Origin of the sequence: Nonomuraea sp. NPDC049750, assembly GCF_040659625.1 — a bacterium.
Lineage (GTDB): Bacteria > Actinomycetota > Actinomycetes > Streptosporangiales > Streptosporangiaceae > Nonomuraea.
This window is the reverse complement of sequence record NZ_JBFANB010000014.1, coordinates 64,933-84,346: the sequence shown is the minus strand read 5'-3', so window position 1 is coordinate 84,346 and position 19,414 is coordinate 64,933. Positions and strand designations below refer to the sequence as shown.

The following is a 19,414-nucleotide window of genomic DNA, read 5'->3' as shown; positions in this document are numbered from 1 at the left end:
AAACCAGGGTCAGGGAAACCAGGGCTGTCCAGGCTGGCCTCTGGGGTGGCGGGGGCGATGCCGCGGACTCCGACGCGGCTGGAGTCGGCGCCGCCTCGGCGGGATCCGCCACCGCCACTGCCACCGCCACTGCCACTGCCGATGCTTCGGGCGCTGACGACGCTGGAGTCGGCATCGGTGCCACGGATCCCGGCGTCACCAGATATGGAGCCGATGGAGCGGACTCCCACGTCGCCGGAGTCCAAGCTAGAGCTGGAGTGGGAGCCCAGACTGGAGCCGGAATCCGAGCTGGAGCTGGGCCCCAAGCCAGAACCTGAGCTGGAGCTGGGCCCCAAGCCAGAATCCGAGCTGGAGCCCACGCCGGTACTCCAGCCGGAGCCGGAGTCCGTGTCGACGCTGGAGTTGGGCCCGATGGAGCGGAGCGGGCCGCCACCGTACGGTTCGGGGCCTCGTTCTGCGGTGCCGGTGTCGGTATCGCCATATCCCATGGCGAGGTATGCCGGGGGTTCATATCCCGTGCTGTTCGTCCCCGTGGTGCCCGGGTTGGTGGTGTCGTCGCCTAATGCGTCGGTCATCGCGGCCTCCTCTGGGCGGTCTTGAGGATTGTCCCGGAAGCCTGTGCCGTTTGTCCCAAGACCTGGGGCCCTATGCTGCTAGATATGCACGATCAGGCAGGGGCCGGGGCACCAGACAACTTCCAGCGGCTGTGGACCCCGCATCGGATGGCCTACATCAAGGGCGAGGGCAAGCCGACCGGGACGGGCGCCGACGACGGGTGTCCATTCGACGCCATCCCCAAGATGAGCGACGAGGAGGGGCTGATCGTGGCCAGGGGGGAGGTCGTGTACGCGGTGCTCAACCTCTATCCCTACAACTCCGGCCACCTCATGATCGTGCCCTATCGGCACGTACCCGACTATGACCTGCTCGATGGCGCCGAGCTGGTGGAGCTGGCGGAGTTCACGCAGCGGGCGGTGCGCGCGCTGCGCAAGGCGAGTGGGGCCCAGGGGTTCAACGTCGGCATGAACCTCGGTCAGGTGGCGGGGGCGGGCATCGCCGCCCACCTGCACCAGCATGTGGTGCCGAGGTGGGGCGGGGACACCAACTTCATGCCGGTCGTCGCGCAGACCAAGGTGTTGCCGCAGCTACTTCGTGACACGCGCGAGCTGCTCGCCGACGCTTGGGACTGACGGCCGCGGCAGCGCGGAGATGCCTGCCGACAGCAGCAGCGGGATCGCCAGGGCCAGGGCCATCGACAGTACGGCCGCGCCGGAGTCGTTGACCAGCATCCCGAGGACGCCGCTCACGAGCGTGCCGATCAGCCCGGCGCGCAGCGCGGGGGAGTAGGTGAAGGCGGCGGGCACCACTCCGGCCGAGGCCTGCTCGGGCCGCAGGATCGCGTAGACGAGGAACGCGGTGGCGGCGATCACGATCGGCATCAGGTTGGGGCTGAGCAGCGTGGCGAGCATGGCGCTGAGCTTGCGCAGGATGACCTCGAGCGCCTCGCCGCTGAGCACCTGTCCGACGAAGCGGCCCAGGTGGGTCTGCTTGTCGGGCGGCTGCAGGTAGTTGATGACCGCGAACGTCATCACGATCACCGCCCCCGCCACGCAGAACGCGCCCAGCTTCACGATCGACACCCGCTTGCCCGCTATGAGCAGCGCGGTCACCGCGATGCCCGGGACGAACGCGATCACACCGCCGAAGTCGCTGCCCATGCCCGAGCCGCCGAGCACCATCGCGAACGCCCCCAGCACCGCCACCGCCGCCACGCCCACCTTGCCGGGGAAGTGGTGGGCGATGGTCGTGGTCGCCAGCAGGGTGCCGGTGGCCAGCAGCGCGAACGGGATGTTGCCCAGGCCGTAGTAGCGGGCGCCCACCTCGGCGCTGTAGCCCATGATGCTGTTGAGCTGCAGGGTCGTGCCGGTGAGCAGGTCGCCGGCGAGCGTGAGCGCGGTGATGCCCGCCACGACGGTGAGCGGGCCGAGCGGGCTGCGCCGCCACGGCCCCGCGCAAGCGAGGAGGGTGATGGCCGCCGTCCAGCCGAGCGCGCCGCCGATCAGGCCCGGCAGGGTGGACCACGGCAGCAGGTTGACCAGGTAGCTGGAGACGGGCAGCGAGGCCAGGGCGACCGCCGCCAGGCGTACCCAGGGCAGGCCCTTGCGGCGGCGCAGCAGCAGGAACGCGATCAGGTAGAACAGGACCTGCAGCACGGCTACGACCGTGAAGTAGATGCCCTTGACCGAGCGGATCGTCTGCGCGGTGGCGTCGGCGCGGCGCAGCCGGTCGATCGTCGCGCTCTGCGCGCTCACCTGGAGCGGCACGCCCACGACCGTGGCGGGCACCGGCACGCCGACCGTGGTCAGCGCGGTGGCCGTCAGGTCGGGCAGGATCGAGATGTCGTCGCGGTGCGTGGAGGCGGCGCCGAGCAGGCGGCCCTGCGCGCCGGACTGGCGCAGCATCGCCACCCGCAGGTGCGGTACGGAGCCGTGGTCGGACAGGCCGGCCAGGATGACGGTGGCGTCGGCGGGCAGAGCCGACAGCAGGGCTCCCGCCTTCGCGTCGGCCTGCCGCAGGGCGGCCCGGCGCTCGGGGGCGCCGAGCTGGTCGGGCACGCGGGGCAGCCTGCCGGCGGCCAGGTAGGGGCGGATGAGGTCGTCGACCTCGGCCGCGACCATCCGGCACTGCGTCAGGTCGGCGGCCGTGACCTGGTCGGGGGAGGCGAGGTAACGGGACACCGCGCCGCTCCGGTCGGCCAGCGCCAGCGCGGCGCCCGGGCCGATCGCGACCGAGCACTGGCCCGCGGCCTTCAGCGCCTCGCCGAGCGTGCCCGCGTTGCGCTGGCCCGCCACGTCGATGAGGTAGCGGTAGTCGGGGATGACGGCGCCCTGGCCGCTCGCCTCCGGCGCCGGCGGCGCGCCGCAGCTGTAGCCGGAGGCCGACCTGGTGCCCGCCGACACGGTGAGCCATCCGTCGTAGGGGCAGGTCAGGCTGCCCACAGTGCGTACGGACAGCGATCCGATCGCACTGGCACCCGCGAGCCGCCACAGATTGGGCGTGTCGTTCGGGGTGATGTCGTTCCAGTGGAGCCCCGGCACACCGATGAGCGCGACCCGCCCACCACCGTCCTCGGCCTGCCCCGCCTGGGCGAACCCCCCGACGAACAGGAGAACCGCCATCACGACCAGCACGCGCCTCACGGGAATGTCCCCCTACGATCTACGGCTACCGTCCGCAGCATCGTCTCACCTCGCCGTGGGTGGCGAGACCGTTCAACTCCAGGGTCCCAGGTCAGCCCCAAGACCGTCAGGTCAGCCCCGTCAGGTCCGCCCCAGGGCCGTCAGGTCGGCTCCAAGGCCTCAAGCCGGGGCGACCGTCACCTTGGCGGGCTTGCTCTCGTTCTGCAGGCGGTCGAGGGAGGTCACCAGGTAGGTGCCCGGCGCGCCGGCGGTGAACGTGGGTGTGGTGACCACGGCCACCAGGTTGCGGGCGTCCACGGCCTGGCAGTCCTGGCCCGACTTCGGGACCTCGTAGACCGCGTACGAGCGGGCGCCCTGGCTCGCTTTCCACGAGATGACCTGGCCGGCCGCCTTGACCGCCGCGGGTTTGGCCGGGGCCTCGCCGCCGCGGTCCTTGATGAGCGGCAGCAGCGCAGGGCGGCTGTAGTGCTCCTTGGCCAGGCGGTCGACGGCGCCCAGCGGGTTGCTGAGCAGTTGCGCGGCGCTGAAGTAGACGTCGCCGCCGATCTGCCGGTATTCGCGGTTGAGCGTCAGATGGGCGGACAGCTCGCCCGGCTTGGTCCACGCCTTGTCGTCCCTGGTGCCCACCCGGTAGAGGGCCTGGCCGATGTAGAGGTCGACATCGGTGCCCTTGACCTCGTTGGCCCACCATGGCGCCAGGGCCCGGTAGTCGGCCGCCTTGAAGCCGCGCGACCAGTAGAGCTGCGGCATCACGTAGTCGACTGTGCCCGCCTTGATCCAATGCCGCGCATCCGCATAAATCGAGTCATAGGCCGACATGCCGGAGGTCTTGGAGCCCGTCGGATCCTCCGCCTTGTTGCGCCAGATGCCGAACGGGCTGACGCCGAACTTGACGTACTTCTTGGTCGCGTGCACGGCCTCGTCGACCTGGGCGATCAGCTTGTCGACGTTGTCCCGTCGCCAGTCGGCCAGGTTCTTGCCCTTGCCATACTTTGTAAAGGCGGCCGCGTCGTTGAACGTGCCGCCCTCGCCCGGATACGGGTAGAAGTAGTCGTCGAAGTGCACCCCGTCGATGTCATAGCGCCGCGTCACGTCGGTGACGACCTTGGTGACGTGCTCGCGGACCGCCGGCAGACCGGGGTTGTAGTAGAGGCGCCCGTCGTACTTGACGGTCCAGCCCGGGTGCTGGCGGGCAGGGTGGTTGGCGGGCAGGTCGGCCACGTCGCCGTCGTAGGAGGCGCGATAGGGGTTGAACCAGGCGTGGAACTCCAGGCCGCGCTTGTGCGCCTCGGCGATGAGGAACGGCAGCGGGTCCCAGCCCGGGTCCTTTCCGGCGGTGCCGGTCAGATATTGCGTCCACGGCTCGATCGAGGACTTGTAGAGCGCGTCGGAGGCCGGCCGCACCTGTACGAACACCGCGTTGAAGCGGCGTTTGACCGCCGCGTCCAGAATCTTGAGGTATTCGGCCTGCTGCTTGGCGACGGACAGGCCGGTGCGCGAGGGCCAGTCGATGTTCTTGACCGTGGCGATCCAGATGCCGCGCAGCTGGCGCTTGGGGTAGCGGACGTCGGCGGTGCAGGCGGCCCCGTCCCGCGTTTCGGCTGCCGTCTTCTTCGCGGCGGTGGTCGAGGCGGTCACCGCGGGTGTCTGCTTGGCTGCCGGTCCGAAGAGGTAGGCGGCGCCGACGGTGACGGTGGCGAGGGCGGCAGCGGCGATGAGAGGGCGTCCGGTTCGCATGATGTTCCAGTCTGGCATTGGCTCCGACGTGCGCAGGCCGGAAAAAAGAAATCGTTTCGTGATGTTCGAGTGGCCAGAGTAATGGATGTGCCGGGAGGGACGGCTGCCCCTCCCGGCTCGGTCCGTACGTCAGTCCGTGACGGCGACCTTCTCCGCCACGTGCGTCGGCAGCGGCTCGTAGCGCAGGAACGCCCGCTGGAAGGTCCCGGTGCCGTGCGACATGGACCGCAGGTCGATGGCGTAGCGGGTGATCTCCAGCTCGGGCACCTCGGCCTTGACCAGAGTGCGTCCGGTGCCCACCGGCTCGGTGCCGAGCACCCGGCCGCGCCGCGACGACAGGTCCGACATCACCGAGCCCACGTAGTCGTCGGCCACCAGCACCGACAGCTCGTCGACCGGCTCCAGCAGCAGCGTCGGCACCTTGGACGCGGCCTCCTTGAGCGCCAGTTGCCCGGCGATCTGGAAGGCCATGTCGGAGGAGTCGACCGAGTGCGCCTTGCCGTCGTACAGCGTGACCCGCACGTCCACCATCGGGTAGCCGGCGACGACGCCCCGCTCCATCTGGGCGCGCACGCCCTTCTCCACCGACGGGATGAACTGCCGGGGCACCACACCGCCGACGATCTTGTCCACGAACTCGAACCCGCCGCCGGACGGCAGCGGCTCCACCTCCAGATGGCAGATCGCGAACTGGCCGTGACCGCCCGTCTGCTTGACGTTGCGGCCCATCGCCTGGCACTTGCCGCCGAACGTCTCGCGCAGCGGCACCCGCAGGTCGATGCGCTCGACCTCGACGCCGTGCCGCTTGGACAGCCGGTCGAGGAGCACATCGGTGTGGGCCTCACCCATGCACCAGAGTACGAGCTGCCTGGTCTCGGCGTTGTTCTCCAGCCGCAGCGTCGGGTCCTCGGCCACCAGGCGGCCCAGCGCCTGCGACAGCTTGTCCTCGTCGGCCTTGGACTTGGCCTGGATGGCGACCGGGAGCAGCGGCTCCGGCGTCTCCCACGCCGTCATGAGCAGGGGCTTGTCCACCTCCGACAGCGTGTCGCCGGTCTCGGCCCGGGAGAGCTTGGCCACCGCGATGATGTCGCCCGCCACCCCCTTCGGCGCGCCGCGCTGCTGCTTGCCCAGCGGGCAGGTGAGGGTCCCGATGCGCTCGTCCACGTCGTGGTCCTCGTGCCCGCGCTCGGCCAGGCCGTGCCCTGACACGTGCACGGTCATGTCGGGGCGCAGGGAGCCGGAGAAGACGCGTACCAGGCTGATACGGCCCACGTACGGGTCGCTGGTGGTCTTGACGACCTCGGCGACCAGCGGGCCGTCGGGGTCGCAGGTGATGCCCTGGACAGGCTTGCCGTCGAGGGAGGTGATCTCCGGCATCGGGTGTTCGAGCGGGGAGGGGAAGCCCTGCGTCATGAGTTCGAGCACCTCTTGGGCGCCCACGCCGATGCCGCTGCACAGTACGGGGAAGAAGCTGCCCCGCGCGACGGCCTTCTCGAGGTCCTCGATGAGGACCTTGGTGTCGATCGGCTCGCCCTCCAGGTAGCGCTCCATGAGCGACTCGTCTTCGCTCTCCTGGATGATGCCCTCGATCAGGACGCCGCGGTGCTCCTCGATCTGCGACTCGTACTCGGCACCCGGGTCCTTCTCGGTGCGCGTGCCCGTGGCGTAGTTGTAGAACTTCTGCGACAGCAGGCCGATCAGGCCGTTCACGTGCCCGTTGGTGATCACCGGCAGGTAGAGGGGGGCCACGCCGTCGCCGAAGACGTCCTGGCAGGTGGCGAGGACCTCGTCGAAGTCGGCGCGTTGGTGGTCGATCTTGGTGATCACGACGGCTCTGGGCATGCCGACCTGGCTGCACTCCTCCCAGAGCATCTGGGTCAGCCCGTCGATGCCCTCCGAGGCCGACACGACGAACAGGGCGGCGTCGGCCGCGCGCAGTCCGGCGCGCAGGTCGCCCACGAAGTCGGCGTAACCGGGGGTGTCCAGAAGGTTGATCTTGATGCTGTTGTGCACCAGCGGCGCCAGTGACAGGTTCACCGAACGCTGCTGACGTACCTCCACCTCGTCGAAGTCGCTGACCGTGTTGCCGTCCTCCACCCGGCCGGCCCGCTGAACGGTGCCCGTCGCGGCCAGCAGCTGCTCCACGAGGGTCGTCTTACCCGCCCCTGAATGGCCGACCAGCACGACATTGCGTATCGCATCCGCCCTGTCGGCCGCTGGTGCCCTGCCCGCGGCTCCCATGGCATGACCAGGGTTCTTCTCTGCCACATTCGCCTCCCGCGTCGTCGGTTGACGTGCCAACGCCGCGCCCGAGCGAGGGGACAGAAACCGCATGGACGCGGTGTGTTCACCAAATACCCCTGTGGCGGATATCACAAGGGGGGTGGGGCAAAGAAAGTCGTCGGCTCGTAAATGGCCTACGATCAGACCGCGATGCTGAAACTCCTGCGCCCGGCCATGACCCGGATACTCACCCCGCTGGGCAGGGCTCTGGCCGCCCGCGGAATCGGGCCGAACGTCGTCACGGCGATCGGCACGATCGGCACCGTCGTCTGCGCGCTGCTCTTCTTCCCGCTGGGCCAGCTGTCCTGGGGCGCCCTGCTGATCACGGTGTTCGTGCTGTTCGACCTGCTCGACGGCCTGGTGGCCCGGCTCGGCGGCAAGGGCGGCAGCACCTGGGGGGCCTTCCTCGACTCGACCCTCGACAGGGTGGCCGACGCGGCCATATTTTCCGGGCTGATTCTTTACTTCATCTCGAAGGACGACGCGCTGATGGCCGCGGTGACGCTGGCCTGCCTGGTCGCCGGGACGCTGGTGTCCTACGCCAAGGCCAGGGCGGAGGGCCTCGGGCTCACCTGTGACGTCGGGCTGGCCGAGCGGCCGGAGCGGCTGGTCGTCGCGCTGGTGGCCACCTTCTTCGCCGGTCTCGGCGTACCGTACGTCCTGCCCGCGGGGATGTGGCTGCTGGCCCTGGCCAGCGCGGTCACGGTGGTGCAGCGGGTGGTCCACGTCCACTCACAGACGCGGCAGACGAGGGAGCGATGAGCCAGAAGATCTCGGTCACCGATCGGGTCGTCGCCGCGGGGTTCGCGGCCGGCTGGAAGCTCGTCCCGCTGCTGCCCCAGCGCGCGACCGCGGGGGCCTTCCGGCTGCTGGCCGACCGGGTGTGGCGCAAGCGCGGCAAGTCGGTGCGCCGCCTGGAGTCCAACCTGGCCAGGGTGACCGGGCTCGATCCCGGCAGCGGTGAGCTGCGCGAGCTGAGCCGGGCCGGCATGCGCTCCTACTTCCGCTACTTCCACGAGGTGTTCCGGCTGCCGTCGATGCGCCGCGAGGACATCGTCCGCCGCACGCACGTGACCGGCGCCGAGCACATCCACGACACGGTGGCCGCCGGGCGCGGGGTAGTGCTGGCGCTGCCGCACATGGGCAACTGGGACCAGGCCGGCGCGTGGCTGGTGGGCGTGGGCCACCCGTTCGCGACCGTCGCGGAGCGGCTCAAGCCCGAGTCGCTGTTCCGGCGCTATGTCGCCTTCCGCGAGGGGCTGGGCATGGAGGTGCTGCCGCTCACGGGCGGTGACGGCCACAACTTCGGGACACTGGCCACGCGCGTACGCCGGGGCGGCGTCGTCTGCCTGCCCGCCGAGCGCGACCTGACCAAGAGCGGCATCGAGGTGCGCTTCTTCGGCTCGGCCACCAAGGTGCCCGCCGGCCCGCCGCTGCTGGCCGTCCAGACGGGCGCGGCGCTGCTGCCCGCCACCGTCTACTTCCACGGCGACGACTGGGGGATCGACATCCACGAGGAGATCCCCGTGCCCGAGGAGGGCACCAGGCAGGAGAAGGTCGCCATCGTGGCGCAGCGGCTGACGGACGTCTTCGAAAAGGGCATCGCCGAGCATCCGGAGGACTGGCACATGCTGCAGCGGCTCTGGCTGGAGGACCTGGCGAGATGAAGGTGGGCATCGTCTGTCCCTATTCCTGGGACATGCCCGGCGGGGTCAAACAGCACATCGACGACCTGGCGCAGGCGCTCATCGCGCAGGAGCACGAGGTCTCGGTCATCGCGCCGGCCGCCGACGACGAGGAGCTGCCGCCGTACGTGACGGGTGCGGGCCGGGCCATCCCGGTGCCCTACAACGGGTCGGTGGCCAGGATGTCGTTCGGCTTCATCTCGGCGGCGCGGGTGCGGCGCTGGGTGCGCGACGGCCACTTCGACGTGCTGCACATCCACGAGCCGCTGGTGCCGAGCCTGGGCGTGCTGGCCTGCTGGGCGGCCAAGGGGCCGATCGTGGCCACCTTCCACGCCTCCTGGACCCGCTCGCGGGCCATCGCGGTGGCCGAGCCGCTGCTGCGCAGCGCGCTGGAGAAGCTCAGCGGCCGCATCGCGGTCTCCGACGCGGCCCGAAAGAGCCTGGTCGAGCAGTTCGGCGGCGACACCGTGCTGATCCCCAACGGGGTGACCGTCAGCCGCTACGCCCACGCCGAACCGCTCGACGGCTGGGGGCCCGACGGCGCCACGCTCGGCTTCCTCGGCCGGATGGACGAGGAGCGCAAGGGCCTGCCGATCCTGCTGGACGCCTTCAAGCCGCTGGCGGCCGAACGCCCGGAGCTCAAGCTGCTCATCGCCGGGCCGGGCGACGCCAAGGACGTCTACGACCGGGTGCCCAAGGAGCTGCACGACCGGGTCACCGTGCTCGGCATGGTCAGCGAGGCCGACAAGATCCGCGCCTACCACTCGGTCGACGTGTTCTGCGCGCCCAACACCCGGGGCGAGAGCTTCGGCATCGTGCTGGCCGAGGCCATGGCCTCCGGCGCGACCGTGCTGGCCAGCGATATCCCGGCCTTCCGCAAGGTGCTGGGCGAGGGGCAGGCGGGCGCGCTGTTCGCCAACGGCGACCCGGCCTCGCTGGCCCGCGAGGCGGCGGCGCTGCTCGACGCCCCGGAGCGCCGCGCGAAGCTGGCCGAGGAGGCGCTGGTCGCGGTCGGCAAGTACGACTGGTCGACGGTCGCCCGTGACGTCGTCCGGGTCTATGAGACGGTGACGGCCAGCGGCGCGGGCGGCGTGGAGGAAGACCTGTGACCTCGGCCGGCGGCGTGGGCGACACGGAGGACCTGTGACCTCGACCATGATCGTGCTGATCGCGGGCATCGTCGTGGTGCTCACGGCCGTCTACATCTCCTGGCGGGCGGGCCGCCTCGACCGGTTGCACATCCGGCTGGAGCTGGCCCGCGAGGCGCTCGACGCCGCGCTCATGCGGCGCCGGGCCGTGGTGCTGGAGCTGGCCGGCTCCCGGCTGCTCGATCCGGCGACCTCGCTGGTGCTGGCCGCGGCGGCGCACGAGGCCAGGATGGCCGGGCCGGACGATCGCGAGCACGCCGAGAGCGACCTGTCGGGCGCGCTGCGCGCCGTGGTCGAGCAGGAGCGCTTCACCGAGAAGCTGTCGGAGTCGCCGGGCGGGCAGGCGCTGCTCGAAGAGCTCGGCGCGGCCGTGGCCAAGGTCGTCTATTCGCGCCGTTTCTACAACAGCGCCGTGGGTGTCACGCGTACGGCCCAGCGGCGCTGGCTCGCCAGAGTCCTTCGCCTGGCCGGACATACCGAATACCCCCAATTCTTCGAAATAGATGACAATCCGCCGGCGACTATGGCAACTGAATGACCCGATTTGGAGAGCGCCGGTAGGCTTCTTCCGTTTCTTGGCCCATGCGGAGGAGTACACAGGTGCGGCTACCTCGGATGATTACCGTGACGCTGGCCGGAGCGGCGGTTCTGCTGCCGGTCGCGGCCTGCTCGTCGAACGAGCCCGCGGCGGGCAAGGCCCCGCAGGCGACCACGGCGTCCCCGACCGAGGAGCCCGCGGCCGAGCCCGGCAAGACCCACCCGTTCACCGGGCTGCCGATGGAGGGCGCCGCCAAGCCGGTGCTCGCCGTGAAGATCGAGAACACCGCCGCCGGCAAGCCCCAGCTCGGGCTCAAGAGCGCGGACATCGTCTACATCGAGCAGGTCGAGGCCGGTCTGACCCGTCTGATGGCGGTCTTCTCCTCCAAGCTGCCGGCCAAGGTGGGGCCCGTACGTAGTGCCCGCATCTCCGACCTGCACATCGTGCCGCAGTTCGGCAAGCCCGCCTTCGCCTACTCGGGCGTGCAGTCGCTGATGCTGCCGTTCATGGCCAAGGCGTCGCTGTACGACGTCGGCGACACGCGCAACCCCGGCGCCTTCTTCCGCCAGCCGGGCCGCTTCGCCCCTTACAACCTGTTCGCCAACACCAAGAAGCTGCTGTCGCGGGCCCCGGGCGCCGACAAGGCCAAGGACATCGGCTTCACCTTCGGCGACGCCCCGGCCGACGGCGGCGTGGACAAGAAGACCTACAGCGTCAAATGGCCCGGCGCCCGCTTCACTTTCGGCTGGTCCGAGGACGACAAGAAGTGGATGATCTGGCAGGACGGCAAGAAGGACATGGCGGCGGAGGGCGGTCAGCTCGGCGCGCCCACGATCGTCGTCCAGTACACCAAGACCGAGCGCTCCCAGTTCCACGACAAGAACCAGAGCTACACGCCCCTGGTGCACAGCGTCGGCAAGGGCTCGGCGGTGGTGCTGCGTGACGGCAAGGCGTACAAGGCCAAGTGGGAGCGCAAGTCGGAGGAGAGCGGCACGACCTTCACCACGGAGAGTGGTGAGCCGATGAACTTCGCGCCCGGCCAGGTCTGGGTCGCGCTCGCCAGCCGCAAGCCCGTCATCCCCTAGAAATGCGCACCTAGATGTACAAGAGGGCTGATAAATCCTGACATGGTGGCGTGTCAGGGGAGAGGCCCTCAGGACCTACCATGGGTTTGATAACTTACCGTTCGCTTTTGTGAGGAAGACCGTCGTGTCCAGCACGCCCGAAAACACCCCCGTCACCGGCACCGCGCGCGTCAAGCGTGGCATGGCCGAGATGCTCAAGGGCGGCGTCATCATGGACGTCGTCACCCCCGAGCAGGCGAAGATCGCCGAAGACGCCGGCGCCGTCGCCGTGATGGCCCTGGAGCGCGTGCCCGCCGACATCCGCGCGCAGGGCGGCGTGTCCCGGATGAGCGATCCCGACATGATCGACGGCATCATCGCCGCCGTGTCGATCCCGGTCATGGCCAAGGCCCGCATCGGCCACTTCACCGAGGCCCGCGTGCTGCAGGCCCTGGGCGTCGACTACGTCGACGAGTCCGAGGTGCTGACCCCGGCCGACTACGCCAACCACATCGACAAGTGGCAGTTCACCGTGCCCTTCGTGTGCGGCGCGACGAACCTGGGCGAGGCCCTGCGCCGCATCACCGAGGGCGCGGCCATGATCCGCTCCAAGGGTGAGGCCGGCACCGGCGACGTCTCCAACGCGGTCACCCACATGCGGACGATCCGCGGCGAGCTCAAGCGGCTCAGCTCGCTGCCCGAGGACGAGCTCTACGTCGCGGCCAAGGAGCTGCAGGCGCCGTACGAGCTGGTCGCCGAGGTGGCCCGCACCGGCAAGCTGCCCGTCGTGCTGTTCACCGCGGGCGGCATCGCCACCCCGGCCGACGCGGCGATGATGATGCAGCTCGGCGCCGAGGGCGTGTTCGTCGGCTCCGGCATCTTCAAGTCGGGCGACCCGGCCAAGCGCGCCGCCGCCATCGTCAAGGCCACCACGTTCTACGACGACCCCGACGTGATCGCCAAGGTCTCGCGCGGGCTGGGCGAGGCGATGGTCGGCATCAACGTCGACGACATCCCCCAGCCGCACCGCCTCGCCGAGCGCGGTTGGTGACATCGGTCGCTGTGCGGCGTGTCGCCGCAGGTCACGCGCGACTCGGAATGAAATGATCTAGTACGCCGGGCACACCGCCACGACGACGGAAATTTCCGAAGAAGGCGATATCCGTGAAGGATGTCGCCTTTTTCGTGTTAGGTGGTGTTCACCCGGGCGTCACGATTCTGAGTCAGGCTACGGGACGCCCCCTCCCCACTGATCGTCCCAGGAGCGCCCCGTGTCCAAGCTCAACCGCCGGCACTTCCTCGTCGCCGGGTTAACCGCGGGTGCCGCCGCGGCTCTCCCGGCCACCGCCGCCCACGCCGACCCCACCCCGGACCCCGCCGCCGAGACCGCCCAGAGCCTGGCCTCGCGGGGCCTGACCACCGACCCGTTCACGCTCGGCGTCGCCAGCGGCGACCCCGACCACGAGGGCTTCGTGCTGTGGACCCGGCTGGCTCAGCAGCCGCTGGCCGAGGACGGTTTCGGCGGCATGCCGCAGCGGCCGTTCCCGGTGCTGTGGCAGATCTACTCCGACGAGCGCTGCCGTCGCGTGGTCCGCGGCGGCGTCACCGTGGCCGCCCCCGAATGGGGCCACAGTGTGCATGTCGAGGTCGACAGTCTCGGCTCCGACCGTGAGTACTGGTACCGCTTCCGCGTCGGCCCGTACGTCTCGCCCGTCGGCCGGGCCAGGACCGCCCCGGACCCGCTGTCGTACGGCGGCGCCCTGTCGATGGCCTTCGTCTCCTGCGCCCAGTACGAGCACGGCTACTTCACCTCCTACCGGAGGCTGGCCGAGGAGCACCCGGACCTCATCCTGCACCTGGGCGACTACCAGTACGAATACACCAAGAACACCTACAACATCCCCGGCGGCAACGTACGCAACCACGAGGGCCCCGAGACCGTCACGCTGGCCAACTACCGCCAGCGCCACGCCCAGTACAAGGCCGACCCCGACCTTCAGGCCGCCCACGCCGCCGCCCCCTGGCTCGTCGTCTTCGACGACCACGAGGTGGACAACAACTGGGCCGACGAGGTCCCGGAGCACGCCGAGGACCAGCCGACCTTCCTGCAGCGCCGTGAGGCCGCCTTCCGGGCCTACTACGAGAACATGCCGCTGCGCCGCACCTCCATCCCGCGCGGCATCGACATGCAGCTCTACCGGCGTGTGCGCTGGGGCCGGTTGGCCAGCTTCCACATGCTCGACACCCGCCAGTACCGCGACGACCAGGGCTGCGGCGACGGCTACAAGGACTGCCCGGCCGCGGTGGACCCCGCGAGGTCGATCACCGGCGCGGCGCAGGAGGAGTGGCTGGTCGACGGCTTCCACAAGTCGCGGGCGCAGTGGGACATCATCGGCCAGCAGGTGTTCTTCGCCCAGCGTGACAACAACGCCGGCCCGGCCAAGGTGACCAGCATGGACGCCTGGGACGGGTACGTCGCCTCCCGCCGGCGGATCACGCAGGGCTGGGTCGACGCCAAGGTGCGCAACCCCGTCGTGCTGACCGGTGACGTGCACGCGCACTGGGCCAGCGACCTGAAGCTGAACTACGACGACCCGACCGGCCCGAGCGTGGGCTCCGAACTGGTGGCCAGCTCGATCTCCACCGGCGGCGACGGCGCGGACTCCGACCCGGCCACGCACCCGTTCCTGGCCATCAACCCGCACCTGAAGTTCTACAACAACCAGCGCGGCTACGTGCTGACGAAGATCGAGCGCGACGCGCTCACCGCGGACTTCAAGGTGGTGCCCCACCTGCGGGAGCCCGGTGCGGAGGCGTACACGAGGGCGACGTTCGTGGTCGAGGACCGCGTCCCCGGGGTGCAGCAGACGTACCTGCGGCCGCTCGACCCGTCCGTGCTCGCGCGGCGCGTCACGGTGGACGAGACCGTCCGTCTGGAGACCGAACGCCCGTAATTTCCGGCGAGGCGGCGTCCGGCAGGCCGCCGCCTTTTTCGCGCCTGGAATATTAGCCAGGCTAAGTTAGTTAGGCTAAGTATTATGAGGGACGATCCCACCGAGCTGGCCGAACAGGTCTCCGCGGTGCTCCGCCACCTGGTGCTGCTGCTGCGGCGCACGGTGGCGGGCCAGCCGGTCACCAGCCAGCAGTACGCCGTCCTCGGCTCCCTGGAGCCCGGCCCGCGCCGGATGACAGAGCTGGCCGAGGAGCACGCCGTGCAACTGCCCACCATGTCCGTGCAGATCAACCGCCTGGAAGAGGCGGGGCTGGTGGCCAGAGGCGCCGACCCGGCCGACGCCCGCGTCAGGACGGTCGAGCTCACCGACGAGGGCCGCGTCCGGCTGCGGGCCGTACGCCAGGCCAGGATCGCCCACCTCAGCCGGGAACTGGCGGCGCTCAGCGATGACGAGCGAGCCGCCCTGGCGGTCGCCTTGCCCACGTTGGCGAAGCTCGGCCGCACATGAGAGGAGCACTATGCAGTCCGGTGGCGGAATCCTTCGTCAGCCGATGTCCGTCTGGGCCACCGCCTTCGCCGCGGTGGTCGCCTTCATGGGCATCGGTCTCGTCGACCCCATCCTGCCGTCCATCGCCCAAGGTCTGAAGGCCACGCCCAGCCAGGTGTCGCTGCTGTTCACCAGCTACTTCCTGGTGACCGCCGTCGCCATGCTGCTGACCGGCTGGGTCTCCAGCCGCATCGGCGGCAAGCGCACCCTGCTGGCCGGGCTCGCGCTGGTCATCGTCTTCGCCGCGCTCGCGGGCACCTCCACCAGCGTCACCGAGCTCGTCGGCTTCCGCGCCGGCTGGGGCCTGGGCAACGCGCTGTTCGTGGCCACCGCGCTCGCCGTCATCGTCGGCGCGGCCAGCGGCGGCGGCGCCGCGGCCATCATCCTGTACGAGGCCGCGCTCGGCCTGGGCATCTCCGCGGGCCCGCTGGCCGGCGCGCTGCTCGGCGACTGGAACTGGCGAGCCCCCTTCTTCGGCACCGCCACGCTGATGGCCGCCGGGTTCGTGCTGATCGCCACGCTGCTGGAGAAGACGCCCAAACCCGCCGTCAGGACCAAGCTGAGCGCGCCGCTGCGGGCCCTGGCCCATGGGGGCCTGTCCACCACGGCCTTCACCGCGCTGTTCTACAACTTCGCCTTCTTCACGATCCTCGCCTTCACCCCGTTCATCCTGCACATGAGCGCCTACGGCATCGGCGCGGTGTTCTTCGGCTGGGGCGTGTGCGTGGCGCTCGCCTCGGTGTTCGGCGCGCCGCCGCTGCAGCGCCGGATCGGCTCGGTGAACGTCCTGCACCTGGCGCTGGCCGTGCTGGCCGTCCTCCAGGTCGGCATCGCCGTGTCGGGGCACGCCGGGATCATCGTCTGCACGATCCTGTCCGGCATCCCGATCGGCCTGAACAACACCGTCTTCACCGAGTCGGCCATGGAGGTCTCCGACGCGCCCCGGCCCGTCGCCTCCGCCGGCTACAACTTCGTCCGCTGGATGGGCGGCGCGCTGGCCCCCTTCATCGCCACCAAGCTGGGCGAGGAACTCGGCGCGCCGGTCCCGTACGCGCTGGGCGCCCTGTGCTGCCTGATCGGCATGGCCATCCTGTACGCCCGGCGCCACCACCTGAGCGCCCTGTCCCGCGTGGACGTCGTGGCCCAGGAAGCCGCCGCGGCGGCGTGATCGCCCACCCCTAGGAAGATCCCAGGCCGTCCTGGTGTTGAATTGTCCAGACCCCGTAAGCCGGACGGAAGGATCACCGTGCCCACGATCGGTGTACTCGCTCTCCAAGGAAGCGTGCGCGAGCATGTGCGCATGCTCCAGGAGGCCGGCGCGTCGGCCATCGCCGTACGCCGGCCCGCCGAGCTGGACACGGTCGACGGCCTGGTCATCCCCGGCGGCGAATCGACCACGATGTGGAAGCTCGCCGACACCTTCGACCTGCTCGAACCCCTGCGGATGCGGATCAAGGACGGCATGCCCGCCTACGGCTCCTGCGCCGGCATGATCATGCTGGCCGACCGGATCGAGGACGGCGCCGAGGGACAGCAGACCATCGGCGGCATCGACATGGTCGTCAGGCGCAACGCCTTCGGCCGCCAGATCGACTCCTTCGAGTCCGATCTGGACTTCGCCGGCGAGCGGGTGCACGCCATCTTCATCCGCGCCCCATGGGTCGAATCGGTCGGCACGGACGTCGAAGTGCTGGGCATCGCCGAGCCTGGGGATAGGATCGTCGCGGTCCGCCAAGGGCCGCTGCTCGCGACCTCGTTCCACCCTGAGCTGACGGGTGACACGCGCGTGCACCGATACTTCGTAGACATGCTGAGGGAGCTCTAGGTAATGTCCGGCCACTCCAAATGGGCGACGACGAAGCACAAGAAGGCCGCGCTCGACGCCAAGCGCGGCAAGCTGTTCGCGAAGCTCATCAAGAACATCGAGGTGGCGGCCCGGACCGGCGGCCCCGATCCGGACGCCAACCCGACGCTCTTCGACGCCATCTTCAAGGCCAAGAAGAACTCGGTGCCCAACGACAACATCGAACGGGCCCGTAAGCGCGGCGGCGGCCTGGAGGCGGGCGGCGCCGACTGGCAGACCATCATGTACGAGGGCTACGCGCCCGGCGGCGTCGCGGTGCTCATCGAGTGCCTCACCGACAACCGCAACCGCGCGGCCTCCGAGGTGCGCGTCGCGCTCACCCGCAACGGCGGCTCGCTGGCCGACCCCAACTCGGTGTCCTACATGTTCCACCGCAAGGGCGTCGTGCTCGTGCCCAAGCAGGGGCTCGACGAGGACGACGTGCTGACGGCCGTGCTGGAGGCGGGCGCCGAGGAGGTCAACGACCTGGGCGACTCCTTCGAGGTCGTCTCCGAGGCCGGCGACCTGGTGCCGGTGCGCAAGGCGCTCCAGGAGGCGGGCATCGACTACGACTCCGCCGAGTCGAGCTTCCTGCCCACGATGAGCGTGCCGCTCGACGAGGACGGCGCCAAAAAGGTGTTCCGCCTCATCGACGCGCTCGAGGACAGCGACGACGTGCAGAACGTCTTCGCCAACTTCGACGTCTCGGACGAGATCATGGAGAAGCTGGAAGCGTGATGGCGCACGCCTGATCTGAGTCCGCTGTAAGGTCGGGCGTCGTGACCTCCCCCCGTACCTCTACCGACATCTCGCCCGCCTTCGCGTCTCCGGCTCTCGGCTGGCTGCTCCTGCTGCCGGCCCTGCTGGGTACGTTGATCACCTTGCTCCTGCCCACCGTCCAGACGATCCTGCTCAGCCTCCAGTCGGCCGGGCTCACCGGCCCGAGCGTCTTCGTGGGACTGGCCAACTACGGGCAGGTGCTGGGTCAAGGGGCGTTCTGGAAGGCACTGGTCTTCACGCTGTCCATAACGGTCATCCCGCTGCTGGTGGCCGTGGTGGTGGGGCCGCTGCTCGCGCTGGCGCTCGACTGGTCGGGAGCGTGGCCGAGGCGCGCCGGGCGGATCGTGCTGTCACTGGCCCTGGTGGCGTTCTCGCCGGTGGCCGTGGCGGTCTCCTGGATGCGCGGGCTGATGCCCGACGCGTCCGGCCTGGCCACGATGACCGAGGGCGTGCGCGACCCCGCCACGGCTCCGGGAACGCTCCAGCTCATCCTGGCCGCCGCCACCTTCGGCGTGGTCTGCGCGCTGGCGACGATGGCGTTCCTGCCCGCGCTGCGCGGCGGCACGGTCCCACCGGCCATGCTGGCCGTGGGCGGGCTGGTCGCCCTGGCGATGGTCGCCGCCGGGCTGCAGACGTTCGCGATCGGGCTGACCATGACGCACGGCGGCCCCAACGGGTCCACACAGACGCTGAGCCTCGTCCAGTACACCTACACCTTCATGGTGGGCAGGGTCGGGCTGGGCGCCACGGTGGCGACCGTCATGGGGCTGGTCCTGGGCGTCCTGGGGATCGGCGCGGTCTGCGTGGCGGCGGCGAGCGGCATGCGCATCACGATCGAGCCCCGGGGGGCGACCCCGGATCAGGACGTCGTACGCGCCGGCTCCGGGGCCAAGGTGATCGTCGGCGTGGCGGCGCTGGTGGTCGTCGCCGCCGTCGGGCTCGCCTTGACCTGGCCGTGGCTGTCGGCGCTGCTGGCGCCCGCCCAGCCGGGATCCGCGGCCCCGTCCGGGTGGCGCACGGTCGTCAACACCTGGGCGCCCGCACTGATCGGCGCGCTGGTGTCGGTGGGCGTCGCCTACCTCGGGGCACTCGGCATCGGCGGGCTGCGGCCGCTGGGCCGCAGGAGCGAGTGGCTGCTGCTGGTGTTCGCCCCCTGGCTGTTCGTCGGGATGGGCCCGCTGAGCCTGGCCGGCTGGCGCACCGTCCGCGGCATGAGCCTGATCGACTCCTTCGTCGCCCTCGTCCAGCCGGTGCTGGTCAGCGTGCCCGCCCTGCTGATCCTGACGCTGCTGTGCAAGGGGCTGGCCGCGCGGACCGGCAAGGACTTCCTGGGCGGCGTGGTCCTGCCCTCGCTCCCCATGGCCGGCATCCTCGTCCTGGCCGTCACGCTCGTGAACGGCCAGGAGCTCCTGTGGCCCCTGCTGGTCGCCCAGGACCCCGGCCTGGCCACCGCGCCGGTCCAGCTGCTCACCCGGACCAGCGGCTACACCTCGGCCTTGCCCGACGTCGGCCTGGCCACGCCGCTGGCCGTGGTCGCCGCCGCGCTGATCGGGATCGTCGCCGCGCAGCTGCTCTACCTCGACCGGCTCGCCATCACCGTGGGCCGTTCGCGGGCGGACGCCTCACCTGCGTAAAT

General features: G+C 70.2%; 16 protein-coding genes. 13 read left to right on the top strand and 3 right to left on the bottom strand.

What is annotated here, in order from left to right; genetic code table 11:
* The first annotated feature begins 659 nt into the window (after nucleotides 1-659).
* Complete coding sequence (locus AB0J16_RS31780) at nucleotides 660-1,190, top strand: HIT domain-containing protein (protein ID WP_308016238.1); 531 nt, start codon at nucleotides 660-662, stop codon at nucleotides 1,188-1,190.
* Here AB0J16_RS31780 and AB0J16_RS31775 read toward each other — a convergent pair.
* From AB0J16_RS31775 to AB0J16_RS31765, 3 genes are all read right to left on the bottom strand, one after another.
* The gene (locus AB0J16_RS31775; RefSeq protein ID WP_358545943.1) at nucleotides 1,146-3,200 is read right to left on the bottom strand and encodes a hypothetical protein; all 2,055 of its coding nucleotides are present in this window, start codon (nucleotides 3,198-3,200) and stop codon (nucleotides 1,146-1,148) included. The genes AB0J16_RS31780 and AB0J16_RS31775 overlap by 45 nt on opposite strands.
* A gap of 159 nt (nucleotides 3,201-3,359) precedes the next feature.
* Nucleotides 3,360-4,937, bottom strand: a complete 1,578-nt coding sequence (locus AB0J16_RS31770) for a family 10 glycosylhydrolase (RefSeq protein WP_358545941.1) — start codon at nucleotides 4,935-4,937, stop codon at nucleotides 3,360-3,362.
* 129 nt (nucleotides 4,938-5,066) lie between these two features.
* Nucleotides 5,067-7,205, bottom strand: coding sequence for an elongation factor G-like protein EF-G2 (locus AB0J16_RS31765; RefSeq protein WP_358545939.1), 2,139 nt, complete (start codon nucleotides 7,203-7,205; stop codon nucleotides 5,067-5,069).
* A gap of 144 nt (nucleotides 7,206-7,349) precedes the next feature.
* On the opposite strand from AB0J16_RS31765, the gene pgsA reads away from it, so the two are divergent.
* The 12 genes from pgsA (at nucleotide 7,350) to AB0J16_RS31705 (ending at nucleotide 19,412) form a co-directional block, all read left to right on the top strand.
* The gene (gene pgsA / locus AB0J16_RS31760; RefSeq protein WP_358187255.1) at nucleotides 7,350-7,982 is read left to right on the top strand and encodes a phosphatidylinositol phosphate synthase; all 633 of its coding nucleotides are present in this window, start codon (nucleotides 7,350-7,352) and stop codon (nucleotides 7,980-7,982) included.
* Nucleotides 7,979-8,887, top strand: coding sequence for a phosphatidylinositol mannoside acyltransferase (locus AB0J16_RS31755; RefSeq protein WP_358545937.1), 909 nt, complete (start codon nucleotides 7,979-7,981; stop codon nucleotides 8,885-8,887). Before pgsA ends, AB0J16_RS31755 begins: the two co-directional genes overlap by 4 nt.
* Nucleotides 8,884-10,014: a glycosyltransferase family 4 protein gene (locus tag AB0J16_RS31750; protein ID WP_358545935.1), complete on the top strand. Its 1,131-nt coding sequence runs from the start codon at nucleotides 8,884-8,886 to the stop codon at nucleotides 10,012-10,014. Before AB0J16_RS31755 ends, AB0J16_RS31750 begins: the two co-directional genes overlap by 4 nt.
* A 34-nt stretch (nucleotides 10,015-10,048) precedes the next feature.
* Complete coding sequence (locus AB0J16_RS31745) at nucleotides 10,049-10,591, top strand: hypothetical protein (RefSeq protein WP_357955589.1); 543 nt, start codon at nucleotides 10,049-10,051, stop codon at nucleotides 10,589-10,591.
* Between the two features lie 77 nt (nucleotides 10,592-10,668).
* On the top strand, nucleotides 10,669-11,676 hold the full coding sequence (locus AB0J16_RS31740; protein WP_358545933.1) for a DUF3048 domain-containing protein: 1,008 nt from the start codon (nucleotides 10,669-10,671) through the stop codon (nucleotides 11,674-11,676).
* A 109-nt stretch (nucleotides 11,677-11,785) separates the two neighbouring features.
* Nucleotides 11,786-12,706 (top strand): pyridoxal 5'-phosphate synthase lyase subunit PdxS, encoded by a 921-nt coding sequence (gene pdxS / locus AB0J16_RS31735; RefSeq protein WP_357654753.1) that lies wholly within the window; start codon nucleotides 11,786-11,788, stop codon nucleotides 12,704-12,706.
* Between the two features lie 220 nt (nucleotides 12,707-12,926).
* Nucleotides 12,927-14,609, top strand: coding sequence for an alkaline phosphatase D family protein (locus tag AB0J16_RS31730; protein ID WP_358545931.1), 1,683 nt, complete (start codon nucleotides 12,927-12,929; stop codon nucleotides 14,607-14,609).
* An 84-nt stretch (nucleotides 14,610-14,693) separates the two neighbouring features.
* Nucleotides 14,694-15,116, top strand: a complete 423-nt coding sequence (locus AB0J16_RS31725) for a MarR family transcriptional regulator (protein WP_358545928.1) — start codon at nucleotides 14,694-14,696, stop codon at nucleotides 15,114-15,116.
* Nucleotides 15,117-15,159: 43 nt separating this feature from the next.
* On the top strand, nucleotides 15,160-16,323 hold the full coding sequence (locus AB0J16_RS31720; RefSeq protein ID WP_358545926.1) for an MFS transporter: 1,164 nt from the start codon (nucleotides 15,160-15,162) through the stop codon (nucleotides 16,321-16,323).
* Nucleotides 16,324-16,401: 78 nt separating this feature from the next.
* Nucleotides 16,402-16,980: a pyridoxal 5'-phosphate synthase glutaminase subunit PdxT gene (gene pdxT / locus AB0J16_RS31715; RefSeq protein WP_357955577.1), complete on the top strand. Its 579-nt coding sequence runs from the start codon at nucleotides 16,402-16,404 to the stop codon at nucleotides 16,978-16,980.
* Between the two features lie 3 nt (nucleotides 16,981-16,983).
* Nucleotides 16,984-17,736 carry a YebC/PmpR family DNA-binding transcriptional regulator gene (locus AB0J16_RS31710; protein ID WP_357654744.1) on the top strand — a complete coding sequence of 251 codons (753 nt, stop codon included), beginning with the start codon at nucleotides 16,984-16,986 and terminating at the stop codon, nucleotides 17,734-17,736.
* Between the two features lie 41 nt (nucleotides 17,737-17,777).
* A complete protein-coding gene (locus AB0J16_RS31705) occupies nucleotides 17,778-19,412 on the top strand; it encodes a hypothetical protein (RefSeq protein ID WP_358545924.1) in 1,635 nt (544 codons plus the stop codon).
* The last annotated feature ends 2 nt before the right edge of the window (nucleotides 19,413-19,414 follow it).

What these genes read in the sequence shown, in the direction of transcription:
- AB0J16_RS31780 (WP_308016238.1), top strand. Translation starts at nt 660, where the DNA reads ATGCACGATCAGGCAGGGGCCGGGGCACCAGACAACTTCCAGCGGCTG.
- AB0J16_RS31770 (WP_358545941.1), bottom strand. Translation starts at nt 4,937, where the DNA reads ATGCGAACCGGACGCCCTCTCATCGCCGCTGCCGCCCTCGCCACCGTC.
- pgsA (WP_358187255.1), top strand. Translation starts at nt 7,350, where the DNA reads ATGGCCTACGATCAGACCGCGATGCTGAAACTCCTGCGCCCGGCCATG.
- AB0J16_RS31755 (WP_358545937.1), top strand. Translation starts at nt 7,979, where the DNA reads ATGAGCCAGAAGATCTCGGTCACCGATCGGGTCGTCGCCGCGGGGTTC.
- AB0J16_RS31750 (WP_358545935.1), top strand. Translation starts at nt 8,884, where the DNA reads ATGAAGGTGGGCATCGTCTGTCCCTATTCCTGGGACATGCCCGGCGGG.
- AB0J16_RS31740 (WP_358545933.1), top strand. Translation starts at nt 10,669, where the DNA reads ATGATTACCGTGACGCTGGCCGGAGCGGCGGTTCTGCTGCCGGTCGCG.
- AB0J16_RS31725 (WP_358545928.1), top strand. Translation starts at nt 14,694, where the DNA reads ATGAGGGACGATCCCACCGAGCTGGCCGAACAGGTCTCCGCGGTGCTC.
- AB0J16_RS31720 (WP_358545926.1), top strand. Translation starts at nt 15,160, where the DNA reads ATGTCCGTCTGGGCCACCGCCTTCGCCGCGGTGGTCGCCTTCATGGGC.
- AB0J16_RS31710 (WP_357654744.1), top strand. Translation starts at nt 16,984, where the DNA reads ATGTCCGGCCACTCCAAATGGGCGACGACGAAGCACAAGAAGGCCGCG.